Below are 18,160 nucleotides of genomic sequence, written 5' to 3'. Positions count from 1 at the left end.
TTGAGCGTCTTTTTTATTTTTCTAAATAATGATAAAATAAATGAGGTTTTAAGGAGGAGTCTTTATGAGTGAACTCAATTTATTATATGGGGTCGTGATCGGCTATCTATTGGGATCGATTCCCGGTGCGTTATTCATCGGCAAGGTTTTTTATCATACGGATATTCGTGAATACGGCAGCGGCAATCTCGGCGGTTCCAATGCCGGACGTGTACTGGGCAAAAAGGCGGCGATCGCCGTGATCGCTATCGACATCGGCAAGGTCGTGCTGGCGGTGGCGCTTTGTTCTTTATTTGATCAGGAAGCGAGCATCTGGGCCGGACTGGCCGCCGCATTTGGACACTGCTATCCGCTGTTTGCCAATTTCAAAGGCGGTAAAGCCGTTGCGACGATGTTTGGCTTTTTACTGTCCACCTCGATCTTTACTTTCCGCGATGGCTTATTTGTGATCGTACCGCTGGTCGTATTTCTCATCGTGCTCTATCTTGGCAAGATGGTATCGCTGGCAAGCATCTTCGCATCTTTGACATCCACGCTTTATATCGCCATCGCACAGGATAATCTTTCCATTACGATCGCATCCTGTCTGCTTACGGTACTGATCATCTATCGCCATCGTGCCAATATCGGCCGCATCGCAAACGGCACCGAAAATAAGGTATCATGGCTGTAACAAGTGAGCTGTTAAAGCGGATCCTCTTTTTTCTCATCGGCTTGATCCTGATCGCGCTGGGCATATCGGTTACGATCATCGCCGATTTTGGCTGCGGCGGCTGGGATGCGACCAATATCGCGCTCGTGCGACATTTCGGCTTAAGCGTCGGCACTTGGCTCAATATTTGGGCGTTTGTTTATCTGCTTGTCGCCTGTATGATCGAGCGAAAACGCTATCGTATCGAATGTATGGCGACTTCCCTGATCATCGGTGCAGGCGTCGATCTGTTTAACTATCTGTTACGCTTTGCTGTATTTGAGGAAGCTTGGCTCAAACCGCTTGTTTTTATTCTCGGAACGATCATTATTTCCCTTGGTGCCGGATTTTATCTCGTATCAAAATTACCGCCTAACCCCACCGACTATATGATGATGTGCATCAAAGAGCATTTTCATCTTTCCATCACCTTTGCCAAAACATTGGTGGAAGCGATCGGTATTGTGCTTGCGCTTTTACTGGGTGGACCGGTTGGCATCGGTACATTTTTGATGATCGTGATCTTCGGGCCCTGCATCGACTTTTTCTATCAGATCGCAGAACATTTCTATCAGCGTCTTTCACGTGCATAAAAGCACGTTTTTTTGAAGATGAAAAATTTGTAAGGTACAGAAGCAAAAAAATTGCTATAATAAGGACAAGGAATTGGTGATGACAGTGGAAAAGCAAAAGGAAACGCGCGTACAGGTCAATCTGCGAAACGGATTAAATAAAAAACAGGTCGCAGAGCGCATGCAGGCACATCTCTACAATGAACAGTTGAAGCAGACGACGAAGTCTTATCAGCAGATCATCAAAGACAATGTCTTTACCCTGTTCAATTTTATCAATGCGATCTTGGCCGCTGCGATCATTTTTGTGCAGTCCTACAAAAATCTTTTGTTTCTCGGTGTCATCATCAGCAATATCGCCATCGGTATCTTTCAAGAGATTCGGGCAAAAAGGGTGCTGGATCGCCTGTCTTTGATGGCTGCGCCAAGCGCAACCGTGATCCGAGATGGCGTACAACAGGAAATCGACATTGAAGAAGTCGTCTTAGATGATATCATGGTGCTGCAAAGCGGTGATCAGATCTGCAGCGATGCGATCATCAAAGAAGGACGCTTAGAAGTAAATGAAAGCTTATTGAGCGGCGAAAGCGATGTCATCATCAAAAGCTGCGGCGATCTGCTTTATTCGGGTAGTTTTGTTACCAGCGGCAAGGCCATTACCCAAGTGGCGCATGTCGGCAAGCACAATTACATATATGAGATCATTAAAGAGGCAAAGACCTTGAAGCGCCATAAGTCGCAGCTGCGGGACTCGATCAATGTCATTTTGAAGCTGATCGGGTTTATCATCATTCCCCTCGGTGTTCTGCTTTTTCTCAAGCATTACTGGATCGCCTCTTACAGTTTTACAGAATCTGTCGTTTCCACGGTTGCGGCACTTGTCGGCATGATCCCGGAGGGGTTGGTGCTTTTGACTTCCGTAGCACTTGCGGTCGGCTCCATCAATTTAGCAAAGCGTAAGACCTTAGTGCAGGAATTATACTGCATTGAAACGCTCGCTCGTGTCGATACGCTTTGCCTTGATAAGACCGGTACGATCACCAAAGGCATGATGCAGGTGGAAGATGTGATCACGTTATCAAACGATCTGCCGATCAAAACGATCCTGGCCGCATGCAATCATGCGCTGCAAGATGACAATGCGACCGCTCAGGCGTTAAAGCAATATGCGGGATGTGAGAGCGATTGGAAATCCGAGGTACTGCTTCCTTTCTCCAGCGTTCGCAAATACAGCGGTGTTACCTTTCAGGAATACGGCACTTATTATATCGGCGCCTATGAATTTCTGTTTGCACAGAAAGATCCGGCAGTCATAAAACAGCTGGAACAGTATGCAAAGCAAGGGATTCGGGTCATCGTATTGGCGCACTGCCAAGAAAGCATCGAAGAAGACAAACCGCCGCATGATCTGGAACTGCTCGCCTATTTATTGCTCAGTGACCCGATTCGCGCAGAAGCAAGTGAAACGCTGCTGTATTTTGAAAAACAGGGCGTTGATATCAAGATCATTTCCGGCGACCATCCGGCAACGGTCCATGCCATTGCCCAAAAGGCCGGCGTACTGCACTGCGATGCCTATGTGGACGCATCCACATTAAGTGATGACCAGCTAAGCGATGCGGTAAAAAAATATGCGGTATTCGGACGCGTATCGCCAAAACAAAAGCAGTTGATGGTCCGTTTATTAAAAGAACAGGGGCATACGGTCGCTATGAGCGGCGATGGCGTCAATGACGCCATCGCATTAAAGGAAGCTGACTGCTCGATCGCCGTTGCCAGCGGCAGCGATGCAGCAAAAAATATCGCCAATTTGGTACTGCTCGACAATAACTTTGCGAATATGCCGCAGATCGTATTAGAAGGTCGCCGCGTCATCAATAACATTCAGCGCGCCGCTTCCTTATTCTTAGTAAAAACGACTTTCTCCACGATCTTGTCAATACTCGTTTTATTCTTAGATACACGCTACCCGTTCATGCCGATCCAATTAACGCTTATCTCTACACTGACGATCGGTGTGCCTTCCTTCTTTTTGGCACTGGAGCCTAATTATGAACGGGTCAAGGGCAATTTTATCATGAACGTACTGGGACGCGCGCTCCCGGGCGCATTGAGCGTCATCACTTATATGATCGCAGTCAATATCATCTGTTCGATTCTGGGTTATCGTGATGAAATCGCTTCTACCATGGTCGTACTGCTGACCGGGGCGAGCGGCTTAAACGTATTATTGCGGGTATGCAATCCTTTTACCTGGACCAGAAAACTGCTGTTTTTCAGTATGTGCTTCGGTTTTATCGCAGCAGTCGTACTTGTTCCCGGTTTGTTTTCTCTAGTAGAACTGCCGACCGTCGCTTTATTATTTGTATTGGGCGGTACGCTTACGATCCCTTTTTATATGGCATTGCTCAGCAGCGTATTGTCCCGTATGCAAAAAGCAAAGCACATCGTAGAAACGATGATGAAAAAAGAAGATGCAAAAGACTAAACTACTTTCCAAACAATAAAAAGAAAGCATCTGTCACAAAGCAACAAAAAAAGACCGACTTCATGTCAGTCTTTTTTATCTTTGTCATGGAAAGAAGCAATGATCGATTCGATCCGATTTCCTTTTGCCAAAGAGCGATCTTGAATAAAAGTTAAGCTCGGCACTTTGCGCAGCTTCATCCGCTTTGCCAATTCACTGCGAATAAAGCCTTTGCTTCTTTCTAATGCCGCCAGTCCCGCATCATTGCGCTCCTGTTTACCGAGAAAAGAAACATAGATCTTGGCGATCGAAAGATCATTGGTTACTTCTACATCGGTAATCGTCACAAAACCGATCTTGGGGTCCTTTAATTGAAACTGAATGATCTCTGAAACATTTTTTAAGATGATGCCGGCAATTTTTTCAGTTTTTACGCTCATCTGTTATGCCTCTACGATCTGATCTTCATAGGCCTCAATGATATCGCCTTCCTTGATGTCATTGAAATTCTCGATCGTTAAACCGCAGTCATATCCGGCTGTTACTTCTTTCGCATCGTTTTGGAATCGTTTTAAGGAACCCAGTTTTCCGGTATAGATCACCACGCCGTCACGAATCAATCGCACGCTGCAATCACGCTTGATCGAACCGTCCGTTACCATCGAACCGGCAATCGTTCCGACCTTGGAAACCTTATAGATCTGACGTACTTCGGCCTGCCCGATGATGACTTCTTCATATACCGGCGCCAACATTCCCTTCATCGCCGCTTCCATCTCTTCGATCGCTTTATAGATGATATTATGGAGACGAATCTCAACGCCTTCTTCTTCTGCTTTTTTACGGATATTGGCGCTTGGACGGACATTAAAGCCATAGATGACCGCCTTGCTCGCACTGGCAAGCATGATGTCTGATTCTGAGATCGCACCGGCAGTTGAACGAATGACGCTCACTCTGACGCCGGATACATCAATTCGCTCTAAGCTGGCCTTTACCGCTTCAGCTGAACCCTGTACATCTGCTTTGACAATCACATTGATATCGGCGACATCGCCTTCCTCAATGCGCTTTGCCAGATCATCCAAGGTCATGGCACTGGAGCTGTTACGTTCTGCTTCGATTCGTTTTTCCAAACGTTCTTCAGCAATCTGACGCGCTTTCTTTTCCGAATCAAATGATTTGAACAGATCTCCTGCTACCGGTACATCATTTAATCCGATGATCTCTACCGGTGTGCTCGGCTCGGCCGTCTTGATTTCCCGTCTTTGATCATCTACCATTTTTCTTACACGTCCAAAGGCAGTACCTACCACCAACGCATCTCCGGTATGCAGCGTACCGCTTTGCACCAACAATGTCGCCACCGGTCCACGGCCCTTATCCAGTTTTGCTTCAATTACCGTACCCATTGCATTTTTATGCGGATTTGCTTTGAAATCTTCTACTTCCGCTACGACCAAAATCGTTTCCAATAACTCATTGACACCGGTTCCCATCTTCGCGGAAATCGGCACGAAGATCGTATCGCCGCCCCATTCTTCCGGCATCACGCCGTGCTCTGCCATTTCTGACATGATCCGATCCGGATTCGCACCGGCTTTATCCATTTTATTGATGGCAACGATCACCGGCACTTCGGCAGCTTTCGCATGGTCGATCGCTTCCTTCGTCTGCGGCATGACACCGTCATCTGCCGCTACCACGATGATAACAAGATCGGTAACTTTGGCACCGCGGGCCCGCATTGCTGTAAAGGCTTCATGACCCGGTGTATCCAAAAAGGTTACTTTTTTCCCTTTTACCGTTACCTGATAAGCACCGATATGCTGGGTGATCCCACCAAACTCACCGGCTGTAACATGTGATTTACGAATCGTATCAAGCAGTGTCGTCTTTCCATGATCGACATGCCCCATGATCGTAACGACCGGCGGACGGCTTTCCAAGGTGCTTGGATCGTCTTCTTCTACCTGTTCCTCGAAATCACTTTCTTCAATGATGATTTCTTTATGCACATCAATTCCAAATTCCATGCAGATCAGTTCAATGGTTTCATCATCCAGCATCGAATTGATGGTTACCATCGTTCCCATCATAAACAACAGTTTGATGATCTCGCTGGAATTGCGATGAATCAGATCTGCCAGTTCGCCCACAGTCAAAGAGCCGGAATAAGTGATTTCCTTTACTTCTTCTCTTTGTTTCGGTGGGAAATTGCCGTAACTGCCCTTATTGTGATTCTTTTTATGGGCATGATTCGGCTTTTTTCGATTCGGCTTGTTATTTGCCATTTACATCACGTTCCTTTCCATTTCCGAAGTGCGTTCGCAAACCCCTGATCGCAGATCGCAATCGCCTTGCGGTTTTGCCCGATCGCGTTCATGATCGTCTGCGCACGCGGTGCTATCATTATTTCGATTCCATAGAAGGCACATTTATCATTCAGCTTCTTGCGTGTGTTCATTCCGATGTCCGCATCGATCACAACTAGCTTTGCCTGCTTTTTGCGGATGCTTTCCCAGATCAGATCGCCGCTGACCACCTTCCCCGCGCGTTTAGCAAGTCCCAGTGTTCCTTCAAAGTTATTCATGCGGCACCATTTTCAACAAGGCGTCGTAGATCTCTGCCGGGATCTCACAGGACAGCGCTCTTGCCAGCGCCTTTTTCTTTTTCGCAAGCTCGATCGCCTCTTTGCTGAGCTTCAAATAGGCACCGCGCCCATTCGCTTTGCCGGTTACATCGATCTGTACCTCGCCCTGCGGGGTACGAACCACGCGGATCAGTTCTTTTTTCGGCAGCTGCTCCTGCGTTGCGACACAGCGCCGCATCGGGATCTTTCTCATAAACGCCCTCCTTGTCTATTCCTCGTAATACTCATCGTATTCATCAAAGTCGATATCGTCGTTGATCCAATCATTGGCACGCTCTTCCTCTTCCTGTCGAGCGATCTCTGCCAGCTCTTCTTCGGAATAGATTGGCTTAAACTCATAATCCCTTTTCTTCGGATCAAAGGTCGGTTTACGACGTTCTTCCTTATCCTCTTTTTCAGTGCGTTTCTTTCTGCTCACCGTTTTTTCTTCGCTCTTTCCGGAAGCATCAGCCAACTGTTCCAGTTTAGAAACATATTCATGCTTCACGCTCATGCCGCTTGCCTTTTTCTTCTCTTTGGCAATACGTGCCGCTTCTTCCAATTCATCTACGACAACCGTCGTTTCCAGCGGTGCGCTTTCCTTGCTTTCTGCAACCGCAGCATCCCTATTTTCTTCCTGCGCAATGACATCCGCCACATATTCTTCAATGATCGGCGTATGGATTTCTTCCGGCAGCACGCTTTCCTCCTGCTCCATTTCATTGCGAACAGAAGCAAAGTGCTCCATCTGTTCCAAAGCCCGACGCTCTTCCAGCTTCGCCCGCGCTTCTTCCTGCTGACGAATGGCGATCGCCCGCCAGTCAATGCCCATTGCTTCAACATCGCTTTCCGATTTGATATCGATCTTATTACCGGTCAGTTTTACAGCCAGACGTGCGTTCTTGCCCTTTTTACCGATCGCAAGCGACAGCTGATGATCCGCTACGACGACCAACAGACCGCGTTTTTCCTCGCTTGGAATGACCGCCAGCACTTCAGCCGGTGATAAAGCGTTCTTGATCAGTTCGCTGACATCCTCGCTCCATTCAAAAATATCGATCTTTTCACCGCCCAGCTCTTCAATGATCACCTGTACGCGGGAACCTCTTGGACCGATGCAGGCACCGATCGGATCAACATTTTCATTATGACTGTAAACAGCCATCTTCGTACGTTCTCCGGCATCACGGGCAATCGCGCGAATCTCAATCACGCCCTGATAGATCTCCGGCACTTCTTTTTCAAATAAACGCTTTACCAAAGCCGCATCAGCACGGGATACCAGTACCTGCGCCCCTTTGGTTTCTTTGTTTACTTCCGTAATCACTACTCTTAGGCGCTGATTCTCATAATAGCGTTCCCCCGGGATCTGCGCCGTTCTCGGCATCAACGCCAACGTTTTGCCGATATTGACCAAAGCAAATTTCTCCTCGACCGTTTCAACGGTGCCGACTACCATTTCTTCGACCTTATCGCAGTATTCATCATAAATGACCTGCTTTTCCGCTTCTCGGATCTTCTGCTTCATGACGTTTTTCGCCAAGATCACCGCTGCCCGGCCCAGCTTGGTGATATCCACCTCGCTGTCTACCAGATCGCCCAGCACATATTCCTGATTCAATGCTTTTGCATCGGCCAAAGCAATCTCCAATTCATCATCTTCCACAGTTTCCACAACGGTGCGCTGCTGATAAACATGGATCTCTCCGCTTTTTTCATTGATGTCCACGCGCACCAACGCATCTGGAATCTCGATCTGTTTTCGAAATGCTTTTGACAACGCTTCCTCTAATGCGCTTACCACAACCTCCTTAGTCAGTTTGCGGTCGCTCTCGATTGCGGACATCGCAGCCATAAAATCTTTTAACTTCATCTTCTTACTCTCTCCTTATAGTTTTACCGCTAAGCGAATCAAGGCGACATTGTCATAGGCAATATCGATTTTCCGCTTGCTCGCTTTATCCATATATGTCATGGAAAGCATCCCTTCTTCACACTTTTCCAATGTGCCAAGCACTTCGTAAATCCCTTTGGCCATGACATTCTTCAATTTTACATACACATATTCGCCCACAGCCGCCTTTACTTCTTCAAAGTTTCGCAGTTCTCGTTCCGCACCGGGCGAACAGACTTCTAAATAATACTCATGCTTGATCAGATCTTTTTCATCAAGCATAGCGGAAAGCTGTTCCGATATCATCGCGCAGCTGTCCAGATCCATCGTGCCGTCCCCTTTCATGATCGATACCTGCAAGCTTTTCATATTTCCCATCGGCTGCCAAGAAATATCATAAACAAGCATGCCGTTTTGTTCCACGATCGCTGTGATCCACTCCCTTAATGCGCTGATTTGATCCATATACCCTCCTTTTTTTCATAAATGAAGGAGTGGGAAGACCCACTCCTCGTTTGCTCTACTTGATTATAATAACCTATTTTCAAAGGGTTATCAAGTATTTTATCAAATTATTTTGCATGAATCAGCCGTTTTTTCATCGCCGCAAACGCCTTGTTTTCCCATGTATCATCTAATGGTGCCAGCGTTACTTCACCATAGCGCTTTTTCAACGCTTTTTTCAGAATGTGATCGGCCAGCTTCGCATTTTTCGGCAACAACGGTCCATGTAAATAAGTACCCAGTACCTGTCCGTTATAAAATCCCTCATATGTGCCATGAAACACATTCCCATGTCCGATGATCACTTTGCCAAATGGCTGCGTAACGCCTTCACTTTGGCCGCCGTGATTTTCAAAGCCGATGACTTCAACCCTTTCTCCATCTAAATTTGCTTCGATCAAGACGTTGCCGATACAGCGCTTATTGTCCGCCGCCGCATTGGTGTAATAAGGAAACAGCCCCAATCCTTCGATCTGATTGCCGAACGCATCGACATAATACTTGCCAAACAGCTGATATCCGCCGCAGATCAGCAATATAAAACTGCCGCTTTCCAAAGCCGCCTGCACCTGTTCTTTTCGCTTGATCAGATCCTGGTACAGCAAAGACTGCTCCTTATCTGCTCCTCCCCCCATAAAAATCAGATCATAGGCGCACATATCTGCCCTTTCCCCCATCCCGCATGTATCGATCTGCACTGCAATTCCTCTGCGTTCACAGCGTTTTTTCAGCACTGCGATATTTCCTTTATCCCCATAAAGATCCATGACATCATGATACATCCACAATATCTTTAATTCCATTATGTCATCCTCCTCAGCACGCTGCGTGCCGGCTGCAATGCGGTATAAGTCGCGATGACATAAGGCCGATCAGAGGTTTGCCTCACTTCTGCAAGCGCTGCTTCTAAATCCTCGATTACCGTAAGTTCTCCGGCAAAATCTCCATAGTGAAACCGCAGCGCCATATCATATGCGCGCTTCCCGCTGCAAACAATGCGCGTGACACTGTGATCGCAAAGCCGCTCAAAATGCGCATCCCAGATCCAGGAAACATCACAGCCGTCCTGATCGTTGTCATTCAAGATGATCACGATCATTTTTTTACTTGGATCCTCCATGATAAACTTCATCGTTTCATTGGCGCCGGTCGGATTTTTCACCAGATTCAGCATACATCGCTTCCCGCCGATCAAAAACGCTTCGCTGCGTCCGTCCTTTAATTCAAAATGATCTAATACCGCTTTGGCATATACGAAAGAGATGTCGGCTGCTTCACATACCCCTAGCAAAGCAACGGCATTATACATCGCATATAATGCGTTCTGCGGTGCATGATAACGCGTAGCGCCAACCATAAACGAACGATCCGTAAAATCACAGTTTTCTCCATATACACGATAAGACACATCGCCAAAGCCGCATTGTTCACAATGAAACCGTCCGATATGCGAATACTGATAATACGCATAAGTAAGCGGTCTTGCACAACGCGGGCAAAATTTCCCTTCGCTTGCCTCATCGCTTTTTTCACTGCTGCGGCTTGTTTCCGCAATTCCGAAAAAACGCACATCGGCATACGGAGCATCGTCCTGTAAGCGAACGACATTGGGATCATCGCCATTCAAAACCAAAATACCTTTGTAATGAGCAAGCGCACCGCTCATGCGGCGAATGATCGTTTCCATCTCACCGGCGCGATCTAACTGATCGCGAAAGAAGTTGTTGATGCAGAAAATATTGACCGGCACATCCTGCATGACTTTCGGCACATTCAGTTCATCACATTCCATCACGATCACTTCCGCTTTTACCTGCATCTTCCATGACGCATGCGCTGCGATCAATGTCGCAATGCCCGCTTTCAGATTATCGCCTTTGCGGTTGGCGATCACTTTTTTCCCCGCAGCGGCAATCGTTTCATAAATCAGATTGCTCGTCGTCGTTTTGCCGTTCGTACCGGTTACCATGATTACCGTATCCGGATATGCGAAGCGCGTTAAAAACGCCGGATCCAGTTTCAGCGCAATCGTTCCCGGCAAAGAACCGCCCCGCTTCATGAGCAGCAGCATGCGCCTGATCAGTTTTACCATCAGCAATATCGCTCTTGCTTTCATGCCAGCCTCCTAACCTGCCTGTTTCATCAGTTTATCATAAAATGCAAAAAAAGAGCAGCAGCTCTTTTTTATGCTCATTACTTTTCTACTACGTTTTCACCTTTGTAGCTGCCGCATTCGCACATTCTGTGAGCCATTTTGTACTCACCGCATACCGGACACTTCGTCAGCGTCGGTGCAGCTAATTTATAATGCGTTCTGCGTTTTGCTTTTCTGGTTTTCGAATTACGTCTCTGCTGTACTGCCATACTCGCACCTCCTGCTATTCATCAATCTTAAATTCCCGCAACTTTGCCAAACGCGGATCGATCTCATCCTTCGCTTCTTTGACATAGTCTTCTTCTTTGACAACTTCCCAGCCATCCCCTTTCGGGTATTCCTTCAATCCTTCTTTGACGCATTTCAGCGGCACTTCCATTAAGATCAACTGAAATATGACTGGCAACAATTCCACGACATCGCCTTTACATTCATGGATATCATCCCCTTTTTCCTTCAAAAAGGAAAAGACCTCATCACTTTCACAGGAAAAGGGATATTCCACATCTTCCATCGTGATCGCACAAGGGACAACCATGATCCCGTCGATTTCCAAGTGCACATACACTCTTTCCTCACGCGGTTCATAATGTAAATCGCCGGACACGTTTACTTCTTGCAGGCTTCTGATCTGGGGGAAATTCGCCAGCGCTTCCTTCGGAAACGACAGGCTCTCATCAAAAGAAATCACTTTATGACTTGCTTTCAACAGTTCATTTCTCGACCACTTCAAAAGCATCACCTCGTTGTCTACCTAATGTATTATAGAAAAACATTCCGGTAAAGTCAATCTTTTTTTATCTGCTTATTTCAAAACTGCTCTTTTTTGAACACCTGGCTTCTCTTTTTTTACTTAAAATACAAATAAATGCTTGAAATCAACGCTTTTTACTGTTCACGGCAGGATTGTTCGACCCATGAAACAATGTCCTCGTAAACGCTGTGACGCTTTGTTTCGTTCAAGATCTCATGACGCATACCTGGATATAATTTGCTCATTACCCTTTGATAGCCAAGCTGCCGCATAAAGGATACCGCTTCCTGAAAATGCTTTTTAGAAACGATGCAGGGATCTTCTTCACCGGCAATGAATAAAATCGGCATCGTCAAATGCCAAAGCGACCAATTGTCTTTCTCATAGGTATGGATCATGAGCTGAAATAGTGTCTCAAAGCCGTTTAACGTAAATATAAAGCCGCAGCGAGGATCTGCATCATAAGCCGCAACCACTTTATGATCACTGCACAGCCAAGCATTCTCGCTTTTATCGGAGGCAAACCGTTTGGCGAAACTGCCAAAGGCAAGCTTTTGTATAATCGAGCTGCGATGATAAGGACCAAAGCATTTTTTGAACGCCTTTACCAAAAGCAAACCGCTTTTAGCCAGCGGATTACGACTTGGCGAACCGCAGACGATCAAAGCATCCACATCACGATCACAGCGCTTCACTGCATTTCTGACAACCAAAGACCCCATGCTGTGTCCAAACAAAACAAGCGGTATAGCCGGAAAACGTGTTTTGGCATAATCGATCATTTGCCGCACATCGCTGATCATTGCCGCTTCCCCATTTTCATAGAAATAGCCTAGATCCTTCTCATTCTTCACACTGTCGCCATGTCCGCGATGATCGTGCATCACCAGTGCATAGCCCTGCATGCAAAGATAAGTCATAAATTCTACATAGCGTTTTCGATGTTCCGCCATGCCGTGCACCAAGACGAATACCGCCTTTGCGGGTATATCCGGGATCATTACGCTTGCCCCAAGCAAACTATCGTCATAGCGGCTATGCAGCAGTATTTCTTCTGTTTTCATCAGATCATCCTCATTTCTTTTTTATTATACCATGTTTCCCTTTCGTATAAACCTATTTTCCAATTGCCTCTTTCATGGTAAAATAAATGACAACAGGAGGAATGAAGATGAAGGCATGCGGCATCATTACCGAATACAACCCTTTGCACAACGGACACATCCATCATATCAAAGAAGCGCGGCGCATCAGCAACTGTGATGTTTTGATCGCCGTCATGAGCGGAAATTTCGTACAGCGCGGCGAACCGGCAATCTGCGATAAATGGACAAGAGCCAAAGAAGCGATCGCCCAAGGCTGCGATCTGATAATCGAATTGCCCTTGCCTTATGCCATTCAAAGCGCACAACAGTTTGCCTATGGTGCAGTTGAAACACTGAAGCTGGCACAGGTAGAGGATCTGGTATTTGGCAGCGAGACCAATGATCTGGGTGTTTTACAGAAAATTGCGGCATTAGACAGTGATGGGTTTCGTGATTTGATGAAAGAAGGTTTATCGCCGGTCAAAGCCTATGAAATGATCTTCGGCAGATTTTACGCCAATGATATTTTAGGGATTCACTACCTGAAAGCACTGCAAGGCAGTACGATCACACCGCATACGATCAAGCGCATCGGTAACTATCATGACAATACGCTGACTGCGGCGCAAAAGCAGATCGTCAGTGCCACCGCATTACGCACCGCTCTTGCAAACAAAGAAGATATCAGTGCCTTCTCACCGATGCAAATCACGCCCCATCCTTCTTTAGAAGCCTATTATCCACTCATTCGCTATCTCTTGCTCAGCATGCCCGCATCATCATTAAACACATACGCTTTAATGGATGAAGGCATCGAAGCATGGCTGTGCAAACAGGCAAAGGAACACGCAAAATGGGATACATTTCTTTCTGCCTGTATCTGTAAACGCTATACGGCAAGCCGCATCAAGCGCACCCTGCTGCACCTGCTGTTACAAATGCAAAGAGGCAGTTATCCGATCGATCACCTGCGCGTTCTTGCTTTCAATGCCAAAGGAAAAGCATGGCTGAAGCAGTTAAAAGGAAAGACCGCGATCGCTGTAAAATTCGCACAGCTGCCTGTCGCTTACCGCCGTCTTTATGAAAAAAGCGCCTACTTATATGCCTATCCCGAAGTAGTGGCAAATGATAGCGTCAAGAAAGAATGGCAGTCGGCTCAGTTTTTGACAAATGAATGATATGTTCGCAATCATAAAAAACCACTTCACAGCTTATCTTATTTCAAGCTTGAAGTGGTTTTATCATTTATTATGCAGCGCTGACATTGGATACATTGTGATATACATTCTGCACATCATCAACATCATCCAACAGACGCAGCAGGCGTTCGAACAATTCCTTATCCTCGCCCTCTAGTTCTACGTATTCATGCGGCAGCATCGTCGGTTCCAATACATCATATTTCACCTCATCACCGATCAATTCATCAATGGCATCTTTTGCCTTATACAGATCGGTCGGTTCAACGGTTACCGTCATCTTGCCGTCCTCTACTTCCAGTTCTTTCACATCGACATCTGCCATGATCAGTGCATCCAGCATCGCTTCTTCATCCGCAAAGTCAAATACCAGCATACCGACATGATCATAATTGAAAGATACACTTCCGGCAACGCCCATCTTTGCATGTGATTTATTAAAAGCACCGCGCAGATCCGCAATCGTACGATTTGAATTATCGCTCAGACATTCTACAATGATCGTCGCACTGCCGCCGGCACCGAACCCTTCATATGTCATGCTCGTATAATTCTCGTTAGAACCGCCCTTCGCCTTTTCGATTGCCCGCTTGATTACATCAGCAGGAACCTGATTTGCCTTAGCACGTTCGATCGTTTTCTTCAAAACCGCGTTCATATCCGGATCAGGAACACCGTTTTTTGCCGCTACGTAAATTTCTTTTCCATAGCGCGAATATACCTTGGCTTTTGCGGCAGCTGTTTTCGCCATAGCCGCAGCTCGTACTTCAAAATGTCTACCCATTGTTCATCACTCTCCAACTATACAAAATTACCGTAACTAGTATATCATACATCAAAAAGCAGTTCAATCTTTTTCAATTTTCTTATATTGAGAACACACCTTATCAAACACCTATCCGCAGCATCACCTGCATCGCAAACGCCAAGGCCGGCACAAAAGGATAATAAGATCGCCGATCAAACAGCCAAATAACAAGCATCGAAAGCGAAGCCATCAAGATCATTGCCAGCAAGCCGCCAAAGCCAAACATCCAGCAGCTGATCCAGATCAAGATAATATCCGCGCTGCCGATCATTTTACGAAAATGATTGCCAATTATAAAGAAAAGCGGCAATACGACCGAAACACTTAGATCAAGCAGGCATGCGCCCTGCATATACCAGTAAACAAAAGCAAGAAAGCACATCACATCCAGTTTCCATGCATCTACTTTCATCGAAGCAAGATCCTGTGCCGCTAACACAAGCATCCAAATGCCGATGCACCAAGTCCATGCCTCTTTTACCGTTTCAAAAGGAGCATAACGCATGCTAAAGCTAACACACCATGCCATCATCATCTTTTGATAAATAGGTGCTAAGGACGCCTTATGACTGATTTGATCGGCGATCCACAGTGACAACAAGATCATGCAAAACACGCTCCTTATAGAATAGATACGTGAACATATAGCTTCTTCCTAAAAAAGAATCTCCGTCTGCCGACAGAGATTCATTTTATTTTTTAATTTGCGACGATATTGACCACTTTGCCTTTTACCACGATGATCTTGCGGATCGTTTTTCCTTCTAAATGCGGTTTTAATGCATCAAGTGATAATGCTTTCTTTTGGATCGCCTCTTCTTCGCTGTTTGCCGGCATGATAAATTTTGCCCGCAGCTTGCCGTTTACCTGTACGATGACCTCTACTTCCTCTTCCACTAACATCGCTTCATCATAAACCGGCCATGGTTCATAAGCGATCGTTCCTTCATGATGCAGGATGCTCGTCCAGATTTCTTCTCCTAAATGCGGGGCAAAGCAGGAAAATACTTTGATAAACCCTTCCGCATATGGGCGATACAGTGTATCTGCTTTATAAGCATCATTGATAAAGACCATCATTGCGGAAATCGCCGTATTCAGATTCAGTGTTTCAATATCTTTCGTTACTTTTTTGATCATCGCATGATAGCTCTTATCCAGCGCGTGATCATTTTCCTCATCCAGTTTATCAAACTCAGTGAATAAACGATATACACGATCTAACCATCTTCTGCTTCCATCTAAGCCGGTCGTAGACCAAGGCAGGCTTGCTTCCAGCGGTCCCATAAACATCTCATAGACCCGCAAAGCATCAGCGCCATGGCTTTCCACGATATCATCCGGATTGACGACATTGCCTCTTGACTTTGACATCTTTTCATTGTTTTCCCCTAAGATCATGCCCTGATGGAACAGCTTTTGGAACGGTTCTTTGGTCGGTACGACCCCACAATCATAAAGTACCTTATGCCAGAAACGCGCATACAACAAATGCAATACCGCATGTTCGGCGCCGCCGACATACAGATCGACCGGCAGCCAGTGCGCTAAAAGCTTTGGATCAGCAATCGCTTCTTCATTATGCGGATCTAAATAGCGCAGATAATACCAGCAGCTGCCTGCCCACTGCGGCATCGTATTGGTTTCCCGTTTGCCTTTTACCCCGTCGATCTCCACGTTGATGAAGTCATCGACATGCGCCAATGGACTTTCTCCGTCTCCTGTCGGCTTGAAATTTGTCGTTGCCGGCAGTTCCAGCGGCAGTTCGCTTACATCGACCGTACGCATTGTACCATCTTCCATATGAATGATCGGGATCGGTTCGCCCCAGTACCGCTGTCTTGAAAACAGCCAATCACGCAGCTTATACGTTGTTTTTGCTTCTCCGCAGTGATGCGTCTTCAGCCAATCGATCATCTTGCTGATCGCATCTTCTTTATTCAAACCGTTTAAGAAATCGGAATTGATGTGAATGCCGTCTTCACAATAAGCCGCTTCTTCAATATTGCCGCCTTCCAAAACCGGGATAATTTCAAGATCGAATTTCTTGGCAAAAGCATAGTCGCGTTCATCATGCGCCGGCACCGCCATGATCGCGCCGGTTCCATAGCTTGCCAAAACATAGTCGGAGATCCAGATCGGAATTGCTTTTTGATTGACCGGATTGATCGCATAAGCGCCGGTAAAGACACCTGTTTTATCTTTATTCAGTTCCGTGCGCTCCAGATCGGATTTTGATGCGCATGCTTCCTGATACGCCTTGACCGCCGCTTTCTGCGCTTCTGTCGTAATCTCATTCACATAAGGATGTTCCGGCGCCATCACGCAGTACGTTGCTCCAAATAAAGTATCACAGCGGGTCGTAAAGGCGGTAAACTGTTTGTCATGGCCCTTGATGTCAAAAACGACGTTTGCCCCCTTGCTTTTACCGATCCAGTTGATCTGCATTTCTTTGGTGGACTGCGGCCAGTCGCATAACTCCAGATCTTCCAACAAACGCTCCGCGTACGCTGTGATCTTCAAAACCCATTGGCGCATCGGTTTGCGGATGACCGGATAACCGCCGCGTTCGCTTTTCCCATCAATTACTTCTTCATTGGCTAATACCGTTCCTAACTGCGGGCACCAGTTTACCGGAATTTCATCGACATAAGCCAAGCCTTTTTCATAGAGTTTGGTAAAGATCCACTGCGTCCATTTGTAATACTGTGGATCTGTCGTGGAGATTTCACGGTTCCAGTCATAAGAGAATCCCAAAGCGCGGATCTGATCCCGGAAGTGATCGATATTTTGTTTTGTAAATTCCGCCGGATGATGTCCGGTGCTGATCGCAAACTGCTCTGCCGGCAAGCCAAACGCATCCCATCCCATCGGATGCAGGACATTGTAGCCCTGCATGCGTTTCATGCGGGCAACGATATCCGTTGCGGTATAGCCTTCCGGATGTCCGACATGCAAGCCATTGCCGCTTGGATAAGGAAACATATCCATGATAAAATACTTCGGTTTAGAGAAATCCCATGTGTCACAGGCAAAAGTATCATGCTTCAGCCAGTAATCCTGCCATTTTTTCTCAACCTTTTTGTGATCGTAAGAAGCCATTGTAATCCACCTTTCTCAACATAAAAAAACGTCCCTCTCTAAGGACGTAATCATTACGCGGTACCACCTTAGTTCATATACATCCGTATATGCCCTTCATTGACCGATAACGCCGGTATGCGGATACCTTTTATTCAGTATCGGCTCCGCGAGCCAATTCATCTGTGCGCCTACTCTGATTTCCACCAGCCATCAGTTCTCTATGCTATTTGCATCAGACTACTATTTCGCATCATTGCCGCTGTCATCAAGTATAAACAAAAATATTGAAAAAAGCAAGAGGCGATCCTTTTTTTC

At 46.4% G+C, this 18,160-nt stretch carries 18 protein-coding genes and 1 other annotated feature; of the genes, 4 read left to right on the top strand and 14 right to left on the bottom strand.

The genetic code is table 11. The features are described 5' to 3' along the window. The first annotated feature begins 64 nt into the window (after positions 1–64). From plsY to C1712_RS02730, 3 genes are all read left to right on the top strand, one after another. Complete coding sequence (gene plsY / locus C1712_RS02740; protein WP_102266591.1) at positions 65–673, top strand: glycerol-3-phosphate 1-O-acyltransferase PlsY; 609 nt, start codon at positions 65–67, stop codon at positions 671–673. Next, positions 664–1,284: a YczE/YyaS/YitT family protein gene (locus tag C1712_RS02735; protein ID WP_102266589.1), complete on the top strand. Its 621-nt coding sequence runs from the start codon at positions 664–666 to the stop codon at positions 1,282–1,284. The genes plsY and C1712_RS02735 overlap by 10 nt, the downstream gene beginning before the upstream one ends. A gap of 79 nt (positions 1,285–1,363) precedes the next feature. Continuing rightward, positions 1,364–3,751 (top strand): HAD-IC family P-type ATPase, encoded by a 2,388-nt coding sequence (locus C1712_RS02730; RefSeq protein ID WP_102266588.1) that lies wholly within the window; start codon positions 1,364–1,366, stop codon positions 3,749–3,751. Positions 3,752–3,816: 65 nt separating this feature from the next. On the opposite strand, the gene rbfA is transcribed toward C1712_RS02730, so the two are convergent. The 11 genes from rbfA to C1712_RS02675 all read right to left on the bottom strand — a co-directional run bounded on the left by rbfA (position 3,817) and on the right by C1712_RS02675 (position 12,733). Then, on the bottom strand, positions 3,817–4,170 hold the full coding sequence (gene rbfA, locus C1712_RS02725; RefSeq protein WP_102266586.1) for a 30S ribosome-binding factor RbfA: 354 nt from the start codon (positions 4,168–4,170) through the stop codon (positions 3,817–3,819). A gap of 3 nt (positions 4,171–4,173) precedes the next feature. Beyond that, the gene (infB, locus tag C1712_RS02720; protein ID WP_102266584.1) at positions 4,174–6,024 is read right to left on the bottom strand and encodes a translation initiation factor IF-2; all 1,851 of its coding nucleotides are present in this window, start codon (positions 6,022–6,024) and stop codon (positions 4,174–4,176) included. Positions 6,025–6,029: 5 nt separating this feature from the next. Beyond that, the gene (locus tag C1712_RS02715) at positions 6,030–6,323 is read right to left on the bottom strand and encodes a L7Ae/L30e/S12e/Gadd45 family ribosomal protein (RefSeq protein ID WP_102266582.1); all 294 of its coding nucleotides are present in this window, start codon (positions 6,321–6,323) and stop codon (positions 6,030–6,032) included. Beyond that, complete coding sequence (gene rnpM, locus C1712_RS02710; protein WP_102266580.1) at positions 6,316–6,576, bottom strand: RNase P modulator RnpM; 261 nt, start codon at positions 6,574–6,576, stop codon at positions 6,316–6,318. Before rnpM ends, C1712_RS02715 begins: the two co-directional genes overlap by 8 nt. Before the next feature lie 15 nt (positions 6,577–6,591). Continuing rightward, on the bottom strand, positions 6,592–8,235 hold the full coding sequence (nusA, locus tag C1712_RS02705; protein ID WP_102266578.1) for a transcription termination factor NusA: 1,644 nt from the start codon (positions 8,233–8,235) through the stop codon (positions 6,592–6,594). 15 nt (positions 8,236–8,250) lie between these two features. After that, complete coding sequence (locus C1712_RS02700; protein WP_102266576.1) at positions 8,251–8,721, bottom strand: ribosome maturation factor RimP; 471 nt, start codon at positions 8,719–8,721, stop codon at positions 8,251–8,253. 107 nt (positions 8,722–8,828) lie between these two features. Next, on the bottom strand, positions 8,829–9,563 hold the full coding sequence (locus C1712_RS02695) for a type 1 glutamine amidotransferase (RefSeq protein ID WP_102266574.1): 735 nt from the start codon (positions 9,561–9,563) through the stop codon (positions 8,829–8,831). Then, positions 9,563–10,876 (bottom strand): Mur ligase family protein, encoded by a 1,314-nt coding sequence (locus C1712_RS02690; protein ID WP_102266572.1) that lies wholly within the window; start codon positions 10,874–10,876, stop codon positions 9,563–9,565. Before C1712_RS02690 ends, C1712_RS02695 begins: the two co-directional genes overlap by 1 nt. A 77-nt stretch (positions 10,877–10,953) precedes the next feature. After that, on the bottom strand, positions 10,954–11,124 hold the full coding sequence (gene rpmF / locus C1712_RS02685) for a 50S ribosomal protein L32 (RefSeq protein WP_102266570.1): 171 nt from the start codon (positions 11,122–11,124) through the stop codon (positions 10,954–10,956). A 14-nt stretch (positions 11,125–11,138) separates the two neighbouring features. Continuing rightward, complete coding sequence (locus C1712_RS02680; protein WP_245858179.1) at positions 11,139–11,654, bottom strand: YceD family protein; 516 nt, start codon at positions 11,652–11,654, stop codon at positions 11,139–11,141. Positions 11,655–11,803: 149 nt separating this feature from the next. Beyond that, entirely contained in the window at positions 11,804–12,733 is a 930-nt protein-coding gene (locus tag C1712_RS02675) for an alpha/beta fold hydrolase (protein WP_245858043.1), read from the bottom strand. Positions 12,734–12,840: 107 nt separating this feature from the next. Here C1712_RS02675 and C1712_RS02670 point away from each other — a divergent pair, with 107 nt between their 5' ends. Beyond that, positions 12,841–13,932, top strand: a complete 1,092-nt coding sequence (locus C1712_RS02670; protein ID WP_180963047.1) for a tRNA(Met) cytidine acetate ligase — start codon at positions 12,841–12,843, stop codon at positions 13,930–13,932. A gap of 70 nt (positions 13,933–14,002) precedes the next feature. Here C1712_RS02670 and C1712_RS02665 read toward each other — a convergent pair whose 3' ends face one another. The 3 genes from C1712_RS02665 to leuS all read right to left on the bottom strand — a co-directional run bounded on the left by C1712_RS02665 (position 14,003) and on the right by leuS (position 17,863). Beyond that, on the bottom strand, positions 14,003–14,737 hold the full coding sequence (locus C1712_RS02665) for a YebC/PmpR family DNA-binding transcriptional regulator (protein ID WP_102266566.1): 735 nt from the start codon (positions 14,735–14,737) through the stop codon (positions 14,003–14,005). Between the two features lie 103 nt (positions 14,738–14,840). Continuing rightward, positions 14,841–15,368: a hypothetical protein gene (locus tag C1712_RS02660; RefSeq protein ID WP_102266565.1), complete on the bottom strand. Its 528-nt coding sequence runs from the start codon at positions 15,366–15,368 to the stop codon at positions 14,841–14,843. Between the two features lie 92 nt (positions 15,369–15,460). Next, on the bottom strand, positions 15,461–17,863 hold the full coding sequence (gene leuS, locus C1712_RS02655) for a leucine--tRNA ligase (protein ID WP_102266563.1): 2,403 nt from the start codon (positions 17,861–17,863) through the stop codon (positions 15,461–15,463). A gap of 37 nt (positions 17,864–17,900) precedes the next feature. After that, positions 17,901–18,108 (bottom strand) — a binding site (T-box leader). Between the last annotated feature and the right edge of the window lie 52 nt (positions 18,109–18,160).

Origin of the sequence: Massilicoli timonensis (assembly GCF_900199515.1) — a bacterium.
Taxonomy (GTDB): Bacteria; Bacillota_I; Bacilli_A; order Erysipelotrichales; family Erysipelotrichaceae; genus Massilicoli; species Massilicoli timonensis.
This window is presented reverse-complemented; position numbering and strand designations above follow the sequence as displayed.

Bases quoted from the DNA above. Each gene is read 5' to 3' on its own strand.
- plsY (WP_102266591.1), top strand. From the start codon at position 65: ATGAGTGAACTCAATTTATTATATGGGGTCGTGATCGGCTATCTATTG.
- C1712_RS02735 (WP_102266589.1), top strand. From the start codon at position 664: ATGGCTGTAACAAGTGAGCTGTTAAAGCGGATCCTCTTTTTTCTCATC.
- C1712_RS02730 (WP_102266588.1), top strand. From the start codon at position 1,364: ATGACAGTGGAAAAGCAAAAGGAAACGCGCGTACAGGTCAATCTGCGA.
- rbfA (WP_102266586.1), bottom strand. From the start codon at position 4,170: ATGAGCGTAAAAACTGAAAAAATTGCCGGCATCATCTTAAAAAATGTT.
- infB (WP_102266584.1), bottom strand. From the start codon at position 6,024: ATGGCAAATAACAAGCCGAATCGAAAAAAGCCGAATCATGCCCATAAA.
- C1712_RS02715 (WP_102266582.1), bottom strand. From the start codon at position 6,323: ATGAATAACTTTGAAGGAACACTGGGACTTGCTAAACGCGCGGGGAAG.
- rnpM (WP_102266580.1), bottom strand. From the start codon at position 6,576: ATGAGAAAGATCCCGATGCGGCGCTGTGTCGCAACGCAGGAGCAGCTG.
- nusA (WP_102266578.1), bottom strand. From the start codon at position 8,235: ATGAAGTTAAAAGATTTTATGGCTGCGATGTCCGCAATCGAGAGCGAC.
- C1712_RS02700 (WP_102266576.1), bottom strand. From the start codon at position 8,721: ATGGATCAAATCAGCGCATTAAGGGAGTGGATCACAGCGATCGTGGAA.
- C1712_RS02695 (WP_102266574.1), bottom strand. From the start codon at position 9,563: ATGGAATTAAAGATATTGTGGATGTATCATGATGTCATGGATCTTTAT.
- C1712_RS02690 (WP_102266572.1), bottom strand. From the start codon at position 10,876: ATGAAAGCAAGAGCGATATTGCTGATGGTAAAACTGATCAGGCGCATG.
- rpmF (WP_102266570.1), bottom strand. From the start codon at position 11,124: ATGGCAGTACAGCAGAGACGTAATTCGAAAACCAGAAAAGCAAAACGC.
- C1712_RS02680 (WP_245858179.1), bottom strand. From the start codon at position 11,654: ATGCTTTTGAAGTGGTCGAGAAATGAACTGTTGAAAGCAAGTCATAAA.
- C1712_RS02675 (WP_245858043.1), bottom strand. From the start codon at position 12,733: ATGAAAACAGAAGAAATACTGCTGCATAGCCGCTATGACGATAGTTTG.
- C1712_RS02670 (WP_180963047.1), top strand. From the start codon at position 12,841: ATGAAGGCATGCGGCATCATTACCGAATACAACCCTTTGCACAACGGA.
- C1712_RS02665 (WP_102266566.1), bottom strand. From the start codon at position 14,737: ATGGGTAGACATTTTGAAGTACGAGCTGCGGCTATGGCGAAAACAGCT.
- C1712_RS02660 (WP_102266565.1), bottom strand. From the start codon at position 15,368: ATGATCTTGTTGTCACTGTGGATCGCCGATCAAATCAGTCATAAGGCG.
- leuS (WP_102266563.1), bottom strand. From the start codon at position 17,863: ATGGCTTCTTACGATCACAAAAAGGTTGAGAAAAAATGGCAGGATTAC.